The organism is Hydrogenophaga electricum (genome assembly GCF_030160815.1).
GTDB lineage: Bacteria > Pseudomonadota > Gammaproteobacteria > Burkholderiales > Burkholderiaceae_C > Hydrogenophaga > Hydrogenophaga electricum.
Genome location: NZ_BSPB01000002.1, coordinates 48147 through 65088 on the forward strand (window position 1 = coordinate 48147; position 16942 = coordinate 65088).

A 16942-nucleotide genomic window follows, 5' to 3' on the forward strand; every position below is an offset into this window, starting at 1 on the left:
AGACCGGGTGATCGGCGTTTTGCCATGAGCGAGGTGGCCTTCCATTTCAATGCGCCCGAGCGTGTGGCTTACGCCTGCCGCCTTCTGCGCAAGGCTTACCTGAAGGGCGCGCGCGTTCTGGTCTGGATCCACGAGGCAGAACTGCCCACGCTGGACACCGCGCTCTGGACCTTCGCGCAGGGGGAATTCGTGGCGCACGCGCGGGCTCGCGACCCCGAACCTGTGCGCCGGCACGCGCCGATTCTGTTGACCGACGACCCGGATGGGGTCCCGTTTGAAGCCGATGTGCTGGTCAATCTGGCGGGCAGCTGGACGGATGGCTTCACGCGGTTCGGGCGGGTCATTGAAGTGGTCACCCAGGACCCTCAGGACCGAGCCGGTGCGCGCGAGCGCTGGATGCGGTACCGGCAGCAGGGTTTTGAACCCCTTCGGCACGACCTCGCCCTCGCACCCGGTACCTGATTGAGCCTCTGTGTGAGCGAGTCCGCTACCTCCTGAAAGGGGTATTCACATCGGGTTTGCTTATGGGGCATTTCTTGCATTCATAAGACTCGCCGCCCGATGCGTTCCGGCCCAAGGGCTTTGTGCGGGTTTGAACGATGTGCTTTTTTTGGAGTATCTTTACGGACGTGGAGAAAAAAAGTTCCCTCCGCAGATCAACATCTCATTCCTTTCCGAGGATATTTATGCAACTGAACACCAAACTGGCCGTCATTGCAGCGGCTGTCGCCCTGGCCGCCTGTGGCAAGAAGGAGGAGGCAGCGCCCGAGGCTGCTGCGCCGGCAGCGGCTCCTGCAAGTGAACTGGTTGTGAAGATCGGTCACGTTGGCCCGACCAGTGGCGCGATTGCCCACCTCGGCAAGGACAATGAAAACGGCGCCAAGATGGCCATCGAGGAACTGAACGCTGCGGGCGTCATGATCGGTAGCCAAAAGGCCAAGTTCGAACTGCTGGCCGAAGACGATGCTGCCGATCCGAAGCAAGGCACCGCCGCTGCCCAGAAGCTGGTCGACGCCAAGGTCAACGGTGTGATCGGTCACCTGAACTCGGGCACGACCATTCCCGCTTCGCAGATCTACAACGACGCCGGTATTCCGCAGATTTCTCCCTCGGCGACCAACCCCAAGTACACCCGCCAGGGCTACGCCGGTGCTTTCCGTGTCGTGGCTGACGACACCGCACTGGGCGGCACCCTGGGCAAGTACGCGGTCGAGACGCTCAAGAGCAAGAACATCGCCGTGATCGATGACCGCACGGCCTATGGTCAGGGCGTGGCCGACGAGTTCGAAAAGGCCGCCCAGGCCGCTGGCGGCACCATCGTGGGACGCGAGTTCACCAACGACAAAGCCACCGACTTCAACGCCATCCTGACTTCCCTGAAGGCCAAGAAGCCCGACGTGGTGTTCTTCGGCGGTATGGACGCCGTGGCTGGCCCGATGCTCAAGCAGATGAAGCAACTGGGCATCAACGCCAAGTTCATGGGTGGCGACGGCATCTGCTCGAGCGCGCTGCCGCAACTGGCTGGCGATGGCCTGTCGGATGACCAGGTCTACTGTGCCGAAGCCGGTGGTGTGGAAGGTGAACAAAAGGCTGGCATGGAGAAGTTCCGCGCGGACTTCAAGGCCAAGTTCGGTGCCGAAGTGCAGGTGTATGCCCCGTACGTGTACGACGCCGTCAAGGTCATGGCCGACGCCATGGTCAAGGCCGGCTCGTCCGATCCGGCCCAGTACCTGCCGGCGCTGAAGGCCACCGACTACAAGGGTGTGACCGGCCAGATCGCCTTCGACGAAAAGGGCGACATCAAGAACGGTGCCCTGACGCTGTACACCTACAAGGGCGGTGCCCGTTCCGAACTGGCTGTGATCCGCTGATCCGCCGGGATGCGCGGGCACCGGTGCCTATCACCGGCCGCCCGCGGCCCCATCAAAAAAGCCTCCCGCACGGGAGGCTTTTTTTCTCGCCGGTGCCCTTTCAGCAGACTGGGCCCGGAGGGGCGCGGAGCCCGCCTTACTGGGCCGCCCAGCCACCGTCCATGTTCCAGGCCACGCCGCGCACGTTCGCCCCGGCCGGAGAGCACAGAAACACGGCAAGTTCGCCCAGTTCGTCGGGTGTGGTGAACTGCATGGACGGCTCTTTTTCACCCAGCAGCAGCTTGGTGGCTTCCTCGTTCGATAGGCCGAGCGCTGCAGCCTTGGCATCCACCTGCTTTTGCACCAAGGGTGTGAGCACCCAGCCGGGGCAGATGGCATTGCAGGTCACGCCAGTGGTGGCGTTTTCCAGGGCGGTCACTTTGGTCAGGCCCACCACACCATGTTTGGCGGCCACATAGGCCGACTTTTCCGCCGAGCCCACCAGGCCGTGCACCGAGGCCACGTTGATGATGCGTCCCCAGTTCGCGGCCTTCATGGCTGGCAGCGCCAGGCGGGTGGCGTGAAAGGCGCTGGACAGATTGATGGCGATGATGGCGTCCCAGCGCTCGACCGGGAAGTCTTCCACCTTCGCCACATGCTGGATCCCGGCGTTGTTGACCAGGATGTCGACCCTGCCGAAGCGCTCGGCGGCGGAGGCCATCATGGCTTCAATCTCGGACGGCTTGCTCATGTCGGCGCCGTGGTAGGCCACCTGGACGCCCAGGGCCGCGATCTCGGCCTGTGGGCCTTCGGCGTCCCCGAAGCCGTTGAGCACGATGTTGGCGCCCTGCCGGGCGAGCGCCTTGGCGATCCCCAGTCCGATCCCACTGGTGGAGCCGGTGACGAGGGCAGTCTTGTTCTTGAGCATCGGTAATCTCCAGTTCCATTACGATAGGTTGAACAGCAATCGCAGGCATTATCGACGGAGACCCGAGGGGATGGACCGCATCGCACAGGCACCCACACTGCAGCACATCGACGTCTCAGGCCCCGCCGCCCAGGCCGGGGACGTGCGGCGCATGGCGTGGTGGTTCTGGCCGAGCCGAGAGCCGGCCAGGTCCGTCGTGGTGTGTGTACATGGCCTGACGCGCCAGGGGCGGGACTTTGATGTTCTGGCCGGTGCGCTCTCCCATCAGGCGCACGTGGTGGCGGTCGATGTGGCTGGGCGCGGGCACAGCGACTGGCTGGCCGACCCCATGGGCTACCAGGTGCCGACCTATGCCGCCGATCTCGGCCAACTGCTGCATCACCTGCGCCAGCGCTTTCCCGGGTTGCCCGTGGACTGGGTGGGCACCAGCATGGGCGGGCTCATTGGCATGACACTGGCGGCGCAGCCGGCGCTGGCGCCCAGGCGGCTGGTGCTCAATGACGTCGGCCCAGTCATCGAGTGGGAGGCCCTGCGGCGCATTGCCGACTATCTGGGCCGTTCGCCCACGTTCAGCTCCGAAGCCGAGGGCGTGCGCTATCTGGTGCAGATTGCTGCCGGATTCGGTCTGCACAGCGATGCGGAGTGGCATGCGCTGTCGGCCCCCATGCTGCGGCTTCGCGAGGGTATCTGGGGCCTGCATTACGACCCCACCATCGCCGTGCCCGTCCAGGCCCTGATGGCGCTCGACGAAACCAGTTCCCGACAGGCCGTTCTGGCCGGGGAGGCGGCGCTCTGGGCACTGTATGACCGCATTGAGGCTCCGACGCTGTTGCTGCGCGGCGCCGATTCCGATCTGCTGACCCGCGAAACGGCGGACGCCATGTCCCGGCGTGGACCGAAGGCCCGCTGCGTGGAGTTTGCCTGTGTCGGCCATGCGCCGTCGCTGGTGCCGGCCGACCAGGTGGCCGCTGTCTGCGCCTTTCTTGACGCGGCCTGACAATGACGGCGGACAACGACATGAAAAGAACTTTTTCTTCCGCCATGGAGGCGCCTGCTGCCGACGGCAGTGCAGCACCCGCCGCGGCCAGGCCATCGGCCATCGTGGCGGCTACCGCAGCCAGCCTGCCGGCGGACAGCCAAGCGCTGGCCCGCGCCCGCGCATTCGCCGAACCGCTGCTGGCGTTCGAACAACTGGACACGGGCGAAAACATCCTGGCGCATGCCGATGCGGTGGCGGGCATTCTGCGGGACATCGGTGGTTCCGAGGCGATGCAGGCGGCGTCCTATCTGGTTTATGCCTGCCGCTATCTCAACCGGCCGCAGGAAGTGATCACCAAGGCTTTCGGCGAAAACTACGCTGCGCTAGCCATGGAGACCACCAAGCTGGTGCAGTTGCAGCACCAGGCGCGCGAGAAGGCGGCCGAGGTGCAGGCGCGCAAGGCCGAGGAGCGCCAGGTGGCCCAGGAACAGGCACTGCCCGGGAGCTCGTCGGCCAAGATGCCGGTGTCCGAGCTGGCGGCAAACCAGACCGAAAACGTGCGCAAGATGCTGCTGGCGTTTTCGCGCGACCTGCGGGTGGTCATGCTGCGACTGGCATCCCGGCTGCAGACGCTGCGCTACTTCGCCGCGACCAAAGGCGATCCGGGGGCCGCGCTGGCCAGCGAGTCGCTCAGTGTGTTCGCCCCGCTGGCCAACCGCCTGGGCATCTGGCAGATCAAGTGGGAGATGGAGGATCTGGCCTTCCGTTTCCTGGAGCCGCAGACCTACAAGGAGGTCGCGCGGCTGCTGGAGGACAAGCGCATCGAGCGCGAGCAGCATGTCGAGCAGGTGCGCAGCGAACTGGAAGCGTCGCTGCAGGCGCAAGGCATCCAGGCCAGCGTGCAGGGCCGGCCCAAGCACATCTACAGCATCGTCAAAAAGATGCGTGGCAAGTCGCTGGATTTCAGCCAGGTGTTCGACATCCGCGCCTTGCGGGTCGTGGTGCCGGCGGTGGACGACTGCTACGCGGTGCTGGCCTTGGTGCATGCCCGCTTCACGCCAGTCGCCGAGGAGTTCGACGACTACATCGCCAAGCCCAAGCCGAACGGCTACCAGTCTCTGCACACCGTGGTGCGCGATGCCCAGGGGCGCGCTTTCGAGATCCAGATCCGGACCCAGGCCATGCACGATCACGCCGAACATGGCGTGGCCGCCCACTGGGCCTACAAGGAGGCGGGCTCGAAAGGCTACGCAGGCGTGTCGGCCAGTTCGGAGTACGACGCCAAGATCGCGGTGCTGCGGCAACTGCTGGCTTGGGAACGGGACCTCAGCGGCGGCGGTCGCCACGATCTGTTCGACGACCGCATCTACGTGCTCACGCCCGATGCGGCGATTGTCGAGCTGCCACGCGGCGCCACGCCGGTGGACTTCGCCTACAGCGTGCACACCAGCCTGGGCCACCGCTGCCGAGGGGCCCGCGTCGACAACGCCATGGTGACGCTGAACACGCCGCTGCAGAACGGCCAGACGGTCGAGATCATCGCGGCGAAGGAGGGCGGACCGTCCCGCGACTGGCTCAACCCCGATCTGGGTTATCTGGTCGGGCACCGTGCCAAGAGCAAGGTGCGCGCCTGGTTCAATGCGCAGGCGCTGGAAGTCACCGTCGCCCGTGGCCGTGAAGTCGTGGAGAAACTGCTCCAGCGCGAAGGCAAGACGGCCGTCCGACACGATGACCTGGCGGCTGCATTGGGCTTGTCCTCGGCCCAGGAGCTGTTCGAGCAGGTGGGCAAGGACGAGCTCTCGCTCAAGGCCATTGAAGCGCAGCTGCGGCCCGCCGAGCCGGTCGAGGCGCCCGAGGTGCCGCTGCTGCGCAAGCCCCGGCGCCCCACCGATGCGGCGCCCGGCAGCGTGCTGGTGGTCGGGGTCGGGGCACTCATGACGCAACTGGCACGCTGCTGCCGGCCGGCGCCACCTGACGACATCTGCGGCTTTGTCACCCGTGGCAAGGGCGTGAGTGTCCACCGCTCGGACTGCACCGATTTCCGGCACCTGCAGCGCAAGCATCCGGACCGTGTGATCGAGGTGCAATGGGGCGATGCCGGGCAGGGCGCGCGCGATGGCAAGGGGCCGGTCTATCCGGTCGACGTGGCGGTGGAAGCCCAGGATCGCCAGGGCCTGTTGCGCGACATTTCCGATGTGTTCGCGCGCGAAAAGATCAATGTGATCGGGGTGCAGACCCAGTCGGTCAAAGGCGTGGCCTGGATGACGTTCACGATCGAGATCACCGACGCACGCCAGGTCGCGCGGGCCATGTCCGTGGTGGGCGATGTCTCGGGCGTGCGCATGGTGCGCCGCAAGTGAAGCTGGCCAGTCGAAAGCCCAAAAAGCCGTGCTATAATGCGAGCTTCGACACGATCGAAGGCGCGTAGCTCAGTTGGTTAGAGCACCACCTTGACATGGTGGGGGTCGTTGGTTCGAATCCAATCGCGCCTACCAAATGCCCAAAGCCCGGTTCTCCTGTGAGACCGGGCTTTTTTGTGTCCGTTTGGGCTTGTTGTTGAGTGGTTTGGGCTGTCGTTGGGGAATTGCGTCCATGACAGGGTTGCTGTCGCCTGGTGGCGGCTCTCGCGACGTCGGTAGGAGTTGGTGGGGCCGCCCCGCCGGCTGCAGAGCTTGCCGGTAGCGATGTGACGGGACGGTGATCCACAGGGTAAACCCATGCTGCGCCGCGGCGGGGCCTTCCTAGAATGTGGCGTATGCTCGGTTCATTCGGCATGGGCTGTGGCTCCCCTATCTGAGAAGGTTCCGTCAGTGCAAAAAAGCAAGGCTCCTGACAGTGGTGCGAAGACCGCATCCATTCGGGTGATCAAGAAGTACCCCAACCGGCGTCTCTACGACACCGACACCTCGTCGTACATCACCCTCACCGAGGTCAAGGCCCTGGTGATGGACAACGAGCTTTTCGTGGTGCGCGACGCCAAGAGCAACGAAGATCTCACGCGCAGCATCCTGCTGCAAATCATCCTGGAAGAAGAAACGGCCGGTGTGCCCATCTTCACCGAGCCGGTGCTGGCGAACATCATTCGCTTCTACGGGCATTCCATGCAGGACTTCATGGGGGCCTACCTGGAAAAGAACGTCCAGATCTTCATGGACCTGCAGTCCAAGATGTCCGAGCAGTCGAAGGGCCTCAATCCCGAGGTCTGGCAGCAGTTCATGAACGTGCAGTCGCCCATGATGCAGGGCATGATGGGGGCTTACTTGGAGCAGTCTCGCCACGCGTTCACGCAGATGCAGGACCAGATGCAGAAGAACAGCGAGCAGATGCTGGCAGCGCTCGGACTCAAGCGCTGAGTGCACTTCCGGGGCGGGTCTGAGACAATCCCGTCCCATCATGACAGAACCCCACATTTCATCGGGCGCTGCAGCGCCCAAGGTTGGCTTCGTTTCGCTTGGGTGCCCGAAGGCGCTCACAGACTCCGAACTCATCCTCACGCAACTGAGCGCCGAGGGCTACCAGACCAGCAAGACCTTCGACGGCGCCGATCTGGTGATCGTCAACACCTGCGGCTTCATCGACGATGCGGTCAAAGAAAGCCTGGACACCATCGGGGAGGCCTTGGCTGAAAACGGCAAGGTCATCGTGACCGGCTGCCTGGGGGCGCGGCAGGCCGAAGGCGGGCACAACCTGGTGGAGAGCATCCACCCGGCGGTGCTGGCCGTCACGGGCCCGCACGCCACGCACGAGGTGATGGAGGCCGTGCACAAACACCTGCCCAAGCCGCACGACCCGTTTGTCGATCTGGTGCCGGCCCAGGGCATCAAACTCACTCCGCGCCACTATGCCTACCTGAAGATCAGCGAGGGCTGCAACCACCGCTGCACCTTCTGCATCATCCCCAGCATGCGGGGCGATCTCGTCAGCCGCCCGGTGGGTGACGTGCTTGGCGAGGCGCGCCGCCTGTTCGAGGCGGGTGTCAAGGAACTGTTGGTGGTCAGCCAGGACACTTCGGCCTACGGTGTGGATGTCAAATACCGCACCGGTTTTTGGGATGGCAAGCCCGTGAAGACCCGCATGCTGGATCTGGTGCGCGAACTGGGCGAGCTGGCCAAGGGTTTTGGGGCCTGGGTGCGGTTGCATTACGTCTACCCCTATCCGCATGTCGACGAGGTGTTGCCGTTGATGGCTGAAGGTCTGGTGCTGCCCTATCTGGACGTGCCTTTTCAGCACAGCCACCCCGATGTGCTGCGGCGCATGAAGCGCCCGGCCAGTGGCGAGAAGAACATCGAACGTCTGCAGCGCTGGCGCGAGCTGTGTCCCGATCTGGTGATTCGCAGCACCTTCATTGCGGGCTTTCCGGGCGAGACCGAGGCGGAGTTCCAGCATTTGCTCGACTTTATGGAGGAGGCGCAGATCGATCGCGCGGGCTGCTTTGCCTATTCGCCGGTGGCCGGTGCTGCGGCCAACGACATTCCTGGCGCCGTGCCCGATGCCTTGCGCGAAGAGCGCCGTGCCCGGTTCATGGCGGTGGCCGAGCGGGTTTCCGCGCAGCGTCTGCAGCGGTACGTCGGAGCGACCATGCAGGTGCTGGTCGACTCGGCTCCGGGCATGGGCAAGAAGGGCGGGGTGGGGCGCTCCTATGCCGACGCCCCGGAGATCGATGGTGTTGTGCGGCTGTTGCCGCCCCAGAAGATCAGCAAGACACTCAAGATGGGTGAGTTCACCAAGGCGCGTATCGTGGCTGCTGAGGGACACGATCTGCTGGCGCTACCGATCTGACTTGCGAGGCCTGTTGGTTGCGGGAGAACTTGGAGGGTTTTTCCGCGACCGTAGGCTGGCAGGCTTGCCAAAGAGTAATGCTGGTGCAGCTTGGTAAGGGGCAAAACAAAAAGGCTTGCCGATGGGTATCGGCAAGCCTTTGCATTTTTGGTGCCCAAGAGAGGACTCGAACCTCCACGCCTCTCGGCGCTAGTACCTGAAACTAGTGCGTCTACCAATTCCGCCACCTGGGCATCTCAGGAAGCTCGCATTATAGCTCGGTTTTTTGGTTATTCGGAAGTCCTGGCCGGATTTTCTGCATGTCGGCAGCAGGTGTCTGGTCTGCGTGAAAAAAGAAAAAGGGCTTGCCGCTTCGAAGCTGGCAAGCCCTTATGATGGTGGTGCCCAAGAGAGGACTCGAACCTCCACGCCTCTCGGCGCTAGTACCTGAAACTAGTGCGTCTACCAATTCCGCCACCTGGGCATCTCAGGAAACAGCTATTCTAGCAGTTGAAAACAGCATCAAAGCCATAGTGAACGAAAAAAACAGCCTGCTGGCCGAATTTGAAGGCATCGTCTCCGGTCACCGTGATGGACACGGTTTTGTGATCCGCGATGACGGACAGCCCGACATCTATCTTCCTTCCAACGAAATGCGAGCGGTCCTGCACAAAGATCGCGTCAAGGCCCGCATCGTGCGGCTGGATCGCAAGGGTCGCCCCGAAGGCCGGGTCACCGAAATCATTGAACGCTCGGATGCGCCCATCATCGGCCGGTTGCTGCAGGAAAGCGGTGTCTGGCTGGTGGCGCCGGAAGACAAGCGCTATGGGCAGGATGTGCTCATTCCCAAAGGTGCTACCGGTTCCGCCAAGGCGGGCCAGGTGGTGGTGGTTGAGCTGACGGAACCGCCCGCGCTCTACGGTCAGCCCGTGGGGCGGGTCAAGGAAGTGCTGGGGGAGATCGACGATCCCGGCATGGAGATTGAAATTGCGGTGCGCAAATATGGCGTGCCACACCAGTTTTCCGAAGCGGCCATGGCCGAAGCCCGGGCGCTGCCCGACAAGGTGCGCCCGACCGATTTGCGGCAGCGCGTGGATTTGCGTGATGTGGCCCTCGTGACCATCGACGGCGAAGATGCGCGCGACTTCGACGATGCCGTGTACTGCGAACCGGCCAGGGTGGGCCGGGCCAAGGGCTGGCGCCTGTTGGTGGCGATTGCCGACGTGAGCCACTACGTCAAAACGGGCGCCCCCATCGACGTCGACGCCTACGACCGCGCCACGTCGGTCTATTTCCCGCGCCGCGTCATTCCCATGCTGCCGGAGAAGCTCTCCAACGGCCTGTGCTCGCTCAATCCCGACGTGGACCGCCTGTGCATGGTCTGCGACATGCTCATCAACGCCAAGGGCGAGATCCACGCGTACCAGTTCTATCCGGCGGTGATGCACAGCCACGCACGCTTCACCTACACCGAAGTGGCGGCGATCCTGCAGAACACGCGCGGCCCCGAGGCGCAGAATCGCAAACCGCTGGTGCCGCACCTGTTGAATCTTCACGATGTCTACCGTGCGCTGCTGGCGGCCCGTCAGAAGCGCGGGGCGGTGGACTTCGAGACCGTGGAGACGCAGATCGTCTGCGACGAATCGGGTCGGATCGACAAGATCGTGCCCCGTACCCGCAACGACGCGCACAAGCTCATCGAAGAGTCGATGCTGGCGGCCAACGTCTGCTCGGCCGACTTCATTGGCCAGAGCAAGCATGCCGGCCTGTTCCGGGTGCACGAAGGGCCCACGCCGGAAAAGCTCGAGACGCTGCGCAACTACCTCAAGTCCATGGGCGTGTCCCAGACCGTGAGCGAACGGCCCCATCCCTCCGAATTCCAGCAGATCGCCAGTGCCACGAAGGACCGGCCCGACGCTCAGCAGATCCACACCATGCTGCTGCGTTCGATGTCGCAGGCCATTTACACACCCATGAACGAAGGGCATTTCGGTCTGGCGTTCGAGGCTTACACGCACTTCACCAGCCCGATCCGGCGCTACCCCGATCTGCTGGTGCATCGGGTGATCAAGGCCATTCTGCTCAAGCAGCGCTACCAGCTCCCGGCCTTGCCGACGCCGGGCGAGGCGCACGCCAAGCTCAGCAAGCGGCTGGCCAGCCGTGCCAAGGCGCCCACCCAGCAGCCGGTCAAGAAGCCCTCGGGCGAGGTGCTGGCCTGGCAGGCAGCCGGTCTGCATTGCAGCGCGAACGAGCGCCGCGCCGACGAAGCCAGCCGCGACGTGGAAGCCTGGCTCAAGTGCAAGTACATGCGCGAGCATCTGGGCGAAGAGTTCAGCGGCGTGGTGACCGCTGTCACCAGCTTCGGACTCTTTGTCACGCTCGACGCCATGTATGTGGAGGGGCTCATCCACATCACCGAGCTTGGCGGGGAATATTTCCGTTTCGACGAGGCGCGTCAGGAGCTGCGCGGCGAGCGCACCGGGATCCGCTATTCACTCGGCACACGGGTGCAGGTGCAGGTCAGCCGGGTCGATCTCGATGGCCGGCGCATCGACTTCCGTCTGGTGGGTGGCGACGAGGATGTGCTGCTGCGGGCGATGCGCGACAAGAGCGGGCACGGTGGTGCAGGCCAGGACGAGCGAGGCAAGGCCGCGCGCCACGATGCGGGTGCCCGCCGGTCGCCGGGTAAAAAGGCCCCCAAAGGCGCGGGGCCCTCGGCGACTGTGTCTGGGGTCGCTCCTGGCCAGAATGCGGCGGGCAAGAAGGCTGCACGCCCGTCCGCCAAGTCGCGGCGCGGCCGGCGCTGAGTTGGCGTCGCCTCGGGGGACAATGCGCCGATGCAAGTTCTGGATTTCCTGCTCAAAACCCTGTTTTTCTTTCTGATCGGGGCGGCTTTGCTGCGTGCCTGGATGAACCAGTGGCGCATCCAGATGTCCGTGCAGCCGGGGCGTTTCGTGATCGCAGCCACCGACTGGCTGGTCAAGCCCTTGCGGCGCCTGCTGCCGCGGGCGCTCATGCAGAGTCGTATCGACTGGGGCAGTCTGCTGGCGGCAATGCTGATGGCGCTGGCTTACGCCGGGCTCTGGCTGGCCATCGTCGTTCAGGGCGGCAGCACGGTCCTTGCTGCCGCTACCCTGTGGCTGGCCATCGGGATTTTGGCCTTGAAGATGCTGGCGTTTGTGGTGTTGCAGGGTCTGATGCTGCTGCTGTTGCTGTACGCCGTGCTGTCCTGGGTGCAGCCGCAGGCGCCAGCGATGTCGGTGCTGGAGCGATTGTGCGGCCCCCTGCTGCGGCCGGTGCGCCGGTTCGTTCCCACGGTGGGCGGGCTGGATCTGTCGGTGCTCGTTCTGCTGGTGCTGCTGCAGGTGGGGTTGATTGTCCTGAACTGATTCAGACGCTCAGCCCTGGGCGGCCAGCCAGCCGGCGACCATGGGTCGTCCCGGATGGTTCTGCGACCATTGCTCGGCATGCAGTCCGTGGCGGTGTACTGCCGTGGCAACAGTGGTGAGCAGTGTCTCGTCGTCCAGGTTGTCAGGGATGGCCGCCAGTGCGGCCCCGATCAGGCCGGCCAGCACATCGCCTGTGCCTGCCGTGGCCAGCGCCGGATCGCCGCTGGCATTGATCAGGGGCGGCAGCCGGGGGGTGGCCGACACCGTGCCCGAGCCCTTGAGCACACAGACGGTACCCCAGGTCTCGCTCAGCGTGCGCGCGGCCTGCAGGCGATTGCCCATGATCTGTGTAGTGCTGGATCCGAGCAGGCGGGCGGCTTCAAGCGGATGCGGTGTCATTACCGTCACAGCGTCGCGCTGTCGGCGTTGCTTCAGTTGCCTCCCCAGCGCCGGGCTTTCAGCGATGCGGTTGAGCGCGTCGGCGTCCAGGACGAGGCGCGGAGCGTGTTCCAGCAGGCCGGGCAGCACGGCCTCCACCGCTTCACCGCCGCCGCAGCCGCAAACCACGCAAGCGTGTGCCAGCAAGGTGGGATTGAGCAGGGTGTCGGGCTGGCGAAGCATCAGTTCAGGACTGGCAGGGTCCCAGGCGATGGGGTGCTGGGTGTCGGCGAGCAAGCCCACAAAGACGCGCCCGGCGCCCGCGTGCAGGGCCGCACGACCGGCGAGCAGGGCGGCGCCCACCATGCTGGCGCCGTTGAGGTCGATGTGTTGGCCGCCCAGGACGATCACATCGCCTTGACGCCCTTTGTGTGTGGCGTGTGGGCGGGTGGGTGTTGCGTGCTCGGGCACAAAGAGCCGGGCGTCCGGCGTCGCTGTCGGAGGCTGGATACCGAGCTCGTCGAACCAGACGGTGCCAGCGGCATCACGGCCATCTGCCGTGAACAGGCCGGGCTTGAGTGTGAGCAGACTCAGGGTGTGCCGTGGTCCGGGGGGCGTTCGGGGCAGGCCCCCGTTGCTCCAGGCGGCACCGGTGTCGCCGTCCAGCTGGCTGGGCACGTCGACGCAGAGCACGGTTGCCGAGGTCTGCCGCAATTGCTGCAGGTGCTCGGCCAGGCGTCCCTCTGGGCGGCGGCGGGCGCCGATGCCGAGCAAAGCATCGATGGCCAGGTCGAATTCCTCAGGCGGGTGCTCGGACACGGCCAGGCCGGAGGCCTGAAGCTGCTGCCAGGCGTTGGCGGCATCATCAGGCAGGCGGTCCGGCTCACCGCAAAAGGTCACGGTGATTTGTGTGCCCGTGTGGCGGGTCCTGTGCCATTGATGCAGACGGCTTGCCGCCATCAGGCCGTCGCCGCCGTTGTTGCCGGGGCCGCAGGCCACCCAGACATGGCGGGCGTGTGGAGCCAAGGCCAGTGCCAGCTCGGCCACGGCCGTGCCGGCGCGGGCCATCAGGGTGTGTGCGGGGAGCGCGGCTGCGGCATCGTGCTCGATCAGGCGTGTGGCGGAAGCGAGAAAGAGGGGCTCGGGGGACGGTCCGGGAACGCGGCGCATGGGGTGGTCGGCAGATGCTATAATCGATAGGCTTTGCTGAGTGCTGGCTGCCATTGGGGCGGTCAGCGCCAAGCAGGGAAATCGCAAGCCGGTCCATCCAGGTGTTGCCCGTGCGCCAGGCGCAGGGTGATCGGGGCCGGATTTTAGACCCAACCTTCGGAAAGAAATCCCATGTCTATCTCCATGCGCGAAATGCTGGAAGCCGGTGTCCACTTCGGCCACCAGACCCGCTTCTGGAACCCCAAGATGGCTCCGTACATCTTCGGTTCCCGCAACAAGATCCATATCGTCAACCTCGAAAAGACGCTGCCGCTGTTCGAGGAGGCCCAGAAGTTCGTGCGTCAGCTGTCGGCCAATCGCGGCACCATCCTGATGGTGGGCACCAAGCGCCAGTCGCGCGACATCGTGGCCCAGGAAGCCCGCCGTGCCGGCGTGCCCTTCGTTGATCAGCGTTGGCTGGGTGGCATGCTGACCAACTTCAAGACGGTCAAGACCTCCATCAAGCGCCTCAAGGACATGCAGGCTCAGAAGGAATCCGGTCTGGACAGCATGAGCAAGAAGGAACAGCTCATGTTCAATCGCGAAATGGAAAAGCTGGAAAAAGACATCGGTGGCATTCAGGACATGAACGCTCTGCCCGATGCTATCTTCGTGATCGACGTGGGCTTCCACAAGATTGCGGTGCTCGAAGCCCAGAAGCTGGGTATCCCGCTGGTGGGCGTGGTCGATACCAACCACTCGCCGGCTGGCATCGATTACGTGATTCCTGGCAACGACGACTCGGCCCGCGCCGTGGCGCTGTACGCCCGTGGCATTGCTGACGCCATCATCGAAGGCCGCTCGAACGTGGTCACCGACATCGTCAAGGCGGCCGGCGAAGGCAGCGACGAATTTGTCGAAGTCCAGGAAGACGCGGCCGCCTGAGGCGGGCTTTCTTCCCCGGATTCGTCCGGCAAGGAGGGGCTCGTGTAGCCCCTTTTTTGCAAGCATCCCCGAACACCATTTGTCCGCCGGCCACTCGGTCACGGGCTTGAAGGAGAACTGAACATGGCAATTACCGCAAGCATGGTTGGCGAACTGCGCGCCAAGACCGATGCCCCCATGATGGAATGCAAGAAGGCGCTGACCGAAGCCGATGGCGACATGGTCAAGGCCGAAGAGATCCTGCGCGTCAAGCTGGGCACCAAGGCCGGCAAGGCCGCCAGCCGTGTGACCGCTGAAGGCGTGGTGGCGTCCTTCATCGATGGCAGCACCGGTGCGTTGATCGAAGTCAACTGCGAAACCGACTTCGTGACCAAGAACGACAGCTTCCTGGCGCTGGCGAATGCGGCTGCCAAGCTGGCTGCTGAAAACAATCCCGCTGACGTGGCCGCTCTGGGTGCCTTGCCCTACGAGCAGGAAACCTACGGCCCGACCCTGGAAGAAGTGCGCAAGGGTCTGATCGGCAAGATCGGCGAAAACATGTCGTTCCGCCGCTTTCAGCGCTGGTCTGCTGGCAGCAAGCTGGTCAGCTACCTGCATGGCACGCGCATTGGCGTGATGGTCGAGTTCGATGGCGACGCGGTGGCTGCGAAGGACGTGGCCATGCACATTGCAGCCATGAAGCCGGTGGCGCTGTCGTCGGCCGACGTGCCCGCTGATCTGATCGCCAAAGAGCGTTCGGTGGCCGAGCAGAAGGCTGCTGAATCCGGCAAGCCTGCTGACATCGTCGCCAAGATGGTTGAAGGTTCGGTGCAGAAGTACCTCAAGGAGGTCTCGCTGCTGAATCAGGTCTTCGTGAAGGCTGCTGACGGCAAGCAGACCGTCGAGCAGTACCTGAAGTCGGCGGGCACCACCGTCAAGGGTTTCACCCTGTATGTGGTGGGTGAAGGCATCGAGAAGAAGGTGGACGATTTTGCTGCCGAAGTGGCTGCCCAGGTGGCTGCCGCCAAGGGCGCCTGACGTCCTGCTGGCCGGGTGGCCCCTCTGGGCCCCGGCCTTTGCCTCCGATACGGGCCGCAAGGCCCGTTGTCGTATCTGCGTCCGTCCGGAGCATCCGGGGCGGATGCCATTTTTTACGTTGCATGCGGGTTTCCGGTCGCTGGTTGCCGTCCGTGCATCGCTACACTAGCTGGTTGTTTTCTCCTTCATCCGATCCAGGGATTCCGCGCTCATGCCTGCCTACCAACGCATTCTCCTCAAGCTTTCGGGCGAAGCCCTCATGGGCGACGATGCCTTCGGCATCAACCACGGCACTATCGTGCGCATGGTCGAGGAGGTTGCGGAGGTCACGCGTCTGGGGGTGCAGGTCGCGGTCGTCATCGGTGGTGGCAACATCTTCCGTGGCGTGGCCGGGGGGTCTGTGGGCATGGACCGGGCCACGGCCGACTACATGGGCATGCTGGCCACGGTGATGAACTCGCTGGCGCTGGCCGACACCATGGAAAAAGCCGGCTTGGTGGCGCGGGTGATGTCGGCCATTGCCATCGAGCAGGTGGTCGAGCCCTACGTGCGCCCCAAGGCGCTGCAGTACCTGGAAGAAGGCAAGGTGGTCATTTTTGCCGCGGGTACGGGCAATCCGTTTTTCACCACCGACACCGCGGCGGCCCTGCGCGGGGCCGAAATCGGTGCGCAGATCGTGCTCAAGGCCACCAAGGTGGATGGCGTCTACACGGCGGACCCCAAGAAAGACCCTTCTGCCACGCGTTATGCCTCCATCACCTTCGACGAGGCCATGGGCAAAAATCTGCAGGTCATGGACGCGACGGCCTTCGCGCTTTGCCGTGACCAGAAGCTGCCGATCAAAGTGTTCTCGATCTTCAAGCCCGGGGCTTTGCGCAACGTGGTGCTGGGTGGGGACGAGGGCACTCTGGTGCACGTCTGAGCGCGGCAGAACAACAACCCATTCAGGAGCTTTCATGAGCAGCATTCCCGAGATTCGCAAGACCGCTGAACACAAGATGCAGCAGTCGCTGGAGGCCTTGAAGGCCAGCCTTGCCAAGATCCGCACGGGTCGGGCCAATCCGCAGATCCTGGACACGGTGCATGTCGATTACTACGGGTCCATGCTGCCACTGTCGCAGGTGGCCAATCTGTCGCTGCTCGATTCACGCACCATCGGGGTGTCGCCGTGGGAAAAGGGCCTGGGAGCCAAGATTGAAAAGGCCATTCGTGAATCCGATCTGGGTCTCAATCCCCAGAGCCAGGGCGATCTGATCCGGGTGCCGATTCCGCCGATGACGGAAGAGCGTCGTCGCGAGCTGACCAAGGTGGTCAAGCACGAAGGCGAAAACGCCAAGGTGGCGATCCGCAACCTGCGGCGCGATGCCAACGAGCACGTCAAGAAGCTGCTCAAGGACAAGCTGGTTTCCGAAGACGATGAGCGTCGCGCGCAAGATGACGTGCAAAAGCTGACGGACCGCATGATCGTCGAGGTGGACAAGCTCGTGGCCGCCAAGGACCAGGACATCATGGCGGTCTGATCCGCCCGCTCATGTCGTTGTCGCAACGT

The 16942-nt window shown here is 64.1% G+C and carries 14 protein-coding genes and 3 tRNA genes; 13 read left to right on the forward strand and 4 right to left on the reverse strand.

The window, feature by feature from the left end; genetic code table 11:
• Nucleotides 1–24: 24 nt before the first annotated feature.
• Both QQK43_RS01550 and QQK43_RS01555 read left to right on the forward strand, forming a co-directional pair.
• Nucleotides 25–462: a DNA polymerase III subunit chi gene (locus QQK43_RS01550; RefSeq protein ID WP_234264749.1), complete on the forward strand. Its 438-nt coding sequence runs from the start codon at nt 25–27 to the stop codon at nt 460–462.
• A 224-nt stretch (nt 463–686) separates the two neighbouring features.
• Nucleotides 687–1871 (forward strand): branched-chain amino acid ABC transporter substrate-binding protein, encoded by a 1185-nt coding sequence (locus tag QQK43_RS01555; protein ID WP_234264748.1) that lies wholly within the window; start codon nt 687–689, stop codon nt 1869–1871.
• A gap of 136 nt (nt 1872–2007) precedes the next feature.
• On the opposite strand, the gene QQK43_RS01560 is transcribed toward QQK43_RS01555, so the two are convergent.
• The gene (locus QQK43_RS01560) at nt 2008–2778 is read right to left on the reverse strand and encodes a 3-hydroxybutyrate dehydrogenase (protein WP_284306355.1); all 771 of its coding nucleotides are present in this window, start codon (nt 2776–2778) and stop codon (nt 2008–2010) included.
• A gap of 70 nt (nt 2779–2848) precedes the next feature.
• On the opposite strand from QQK43_RS01560, the gene QQK43_RS01565 reads away from it, so the two are divergent.
• The 5 genes from QQK43_RS01565 (at nt 2849) to rimO (ending at nt 8536) form a co-directional block, all read left to right on the forward strand.
• Complete coding sequence (locus QQK43_RS01565) at nt 2849–3775, forward strand: alpha/beta fold hydrolase (RefSeq protein ID WP_284306356.1); 927 nt, start codon at nt 2849–2851, stop codon at nt 3773–3775.
• Nucleotides 3776–3795: 20 nt separating this feature from the next.
• Complete coding sequence (locus QQK43_RS01570) at nt 3796–6117, forward strand: RelA/SpoT family protein (RefSeq protein WP_284306358.1); 2322 nt, start codon at nt 3796–3798, stop codon at nt 6115–6117.
• Between the two features lie 58 nt (nt 6118–6175).
• Nucleotides 6176–6252 (forward strand) — tRNA-Val (locus QQK43_RS01575).
• A 315-nt stretch (nt 6253–6567) separates the two neighbouring features.
• Entirely contained in the window at nt 6568–7110 is a 543-nt protein-coding gene (gene phaR, locus QQK43_RS01580; RefSeq protein WP_234264744.1) for a polyhydroxyalkanoate synthesis repressor PhaR, read from the forward strand.
• Between the two features lie 40 nt (nt 7111–7150).
• Entirely contained in the window at nt 7151–8536 is a 1386-nt protein-coding gene (gene rimO, locus QQK43_RS01585) for a 30S ribosomal protein S12 methylthiotransferase RimO (RefSeq protein ID WP_284306360.1), read from the forward strand.
• Between the two features lie 148 nt (nt 8537–8684).
• On the opposite strand, the gene QQK43_RS01590 is transcribed toward rimO, so the two are convergent.
• Nucleotides 8685–8769: transfer RNA gene (locus tag QQK43_RS01590), tRNA-Leu, on the reverse strand.
• 145 nt (nt 8770–8914) lie between these two features.
• Nucleotides 8915–8999, reverse strand: a tRNA-Leu gene (locus QQK43_RS01595).
• Between the two features lie 49 nt (nt 9000–9048).
• On the opposite strand from QQK43_RS01595, the gene rnr reads away from it, so the two are divergent.
• The gene (rnr, locus tag QQK43_RS01600; RefSeq protein WP_284306361.1) at nt 9049–11322 is read left to right on the forward strand and encodes a ribonuclease R; all 2274 of its coding nucleotides are present in this window, start codon (nt 9049–9051) and stop codon (nt 11320–11322) included.
• A 30-nt stretch (nt 11323–11352) separates the two neighbouring features.
• Entirely contained in the window at nt 11353–11904 is a 552-nt protein-coding gene (locus QQK43_RS01605; RefSeq protein ID WP_234264741.1) for a YggT family protein, read from the forward strand.
• A 9-nt stretch (nt 11905–11913) separates the two neighbouring features.
• On the opposite strand, the gene QQK43_RS01610 is transcribed toward QQK43_RS01605, so the two are convergent.
• Nucleotides 11914–13452: an NAD(P)H-hydrate dehydratase gene (locus tag QQK43_RS01610; RefSeq protein WP_284306363.1), complete on the reverse strand. Its 1539-nt coding sequence runs from the start codon at nt 13450–13452 to the stop codon at nt 11914–11916.
• A gap of 171 nt (nt 13453–13623) precedes the next feature.
• On the opposite strand from QQK43_RS01610, the gene rpsB reads away from it, so the two are divergent.
• The 4 genes from rpsB to frr all read left to right on the forward strand — a co-directional run bounded on the left by rpsB (nt 13624) and on the right by frr (nt 16913).
• Nucleotides 13624–14376, forward strand: coding sequence for a 30S ribosomal protein S2 (rpsB, locus tag QQK43_RS01615; protein WP_284306364.1), 753 nt, complete (start codon nt 13624–13626; stop codon nt 14374–14376).
• A gap of 123 nt (nt 14377–14499) precedes the next feature.
• On the forward strand, nt 14500–15393 hold the full coding sequence (gene tsf, locus QQK43_RS01620) for a translation elongation factor Ts (RefSeq protein WP_234264738.1): 894 nt from the start codon (nt 14500–14502) through the stop codon (nt 15391–15393).
• Between the two features lie 211 nt (nt 15394–15604).
• The gene (gene pyrH, locus QQK43_RS01625; protein WP_234264737.1) at nt 15605–16315 is read left to right on the forward strand and encodes a UMP kinase; all 711 of its coding nucleotides are present in this window, start codon (nt 15605–15607) and stop codon (nt 16313–16315) included.
• Nucleotides 16316–16349: 34 nt separating this feature from the next.
• On the forward strand, nt 16350–16913 hold the full coding sequence (gene frr, locus QQK43_RS01630; RefSeq protein ID WP_234264736.1) for a ribosome recycling factor: 564 nt from the start codon (nt 16350–16352) through the stop codon (nt 16911–16913).
• The last annotated feature ends 29 nt before the right edge of the window (nt 16914–16942 follow it).

Coding starts and splice junctions, on each gene's coding strand:
- QQK43_RS01550 (WP_234264749.1), top strand. CDS start 25: ATGAGCGAGGTGGCCTTCCATTTCAATGCGCCCGAGCGTGTGGCTTAC.
- QQK43_RS01555 (WP_234264748.1), top strand. CDS start 687: ATGCAACTGAACACCAAACTGGCCGTCATTGCAGCGGCTGTCGCCCTG.
- QQK43_RS01560 (WP_284306355.1), bottom strand. CDS start 2,778: ATGCTCAAGAACAAGACTGCCCTCGTCACCGGCTCCACCAGTGGGATC.
- QQK43_RS01565 (WP_284306356.1), top strand. CDS start 2,849: ATGGACCGCATCGCACAGGCACCCACACTGCAGCACATCGACGTCTCA.
- QQK43_RS01570 (WP_284306358.1), top strand. CDS start 3,796: ATGAAAAGAACTTTTTCTTCCGCCATGGAGGCGCCTGCTGCCGACGGC.
- rimO (WP_284306360.1), top strand. CDS start 7,151: ATGACAGAACCCCACATTTCATCGGGCGCTGCAGCGCCCAAGGTTGGC.
- QQK43_RS01605 (WP_234264741.1), top strand. CDS start 11,353: ATGCAAGTTCTGGATTTCCTGCTCAAAACCCTGTTTTTCTTTCTGATC.
- QQK43_RS01610 (WP_284306363.1), bottom strand. CDS start 13,452: ATGCGCCGCGTTCCCGGACCGTCCCCCGAGCCCCTCTTTCTCGCTTCC.
- rpsB (WP_284306364.1), top strand. CDS start 13,624: ATGTCTATCTCCATGCGCGAAATGCTGGAAGCCGGTGTCCACTTCGGC.
- tsf (WP_234264738.1), top strand. CDS start 14,500: ATGGCAATTACCGCAAGCATGGTTGGCGAACTGCGCGCCAAGACCGAT.
- pyrH (WP_234264737.1), top strand. CDS start 15,605: ATGCCTGCCTACCAACGCATTCTCCTCAAGCTTTCGGGCGAAGCCCTC.
- frr (WP_234264736.1), top strand. CDS start 16,350: ATGAGCAGCATTCCCGAGATTCGCAAGACCGCTGAACACAAGATGCAG.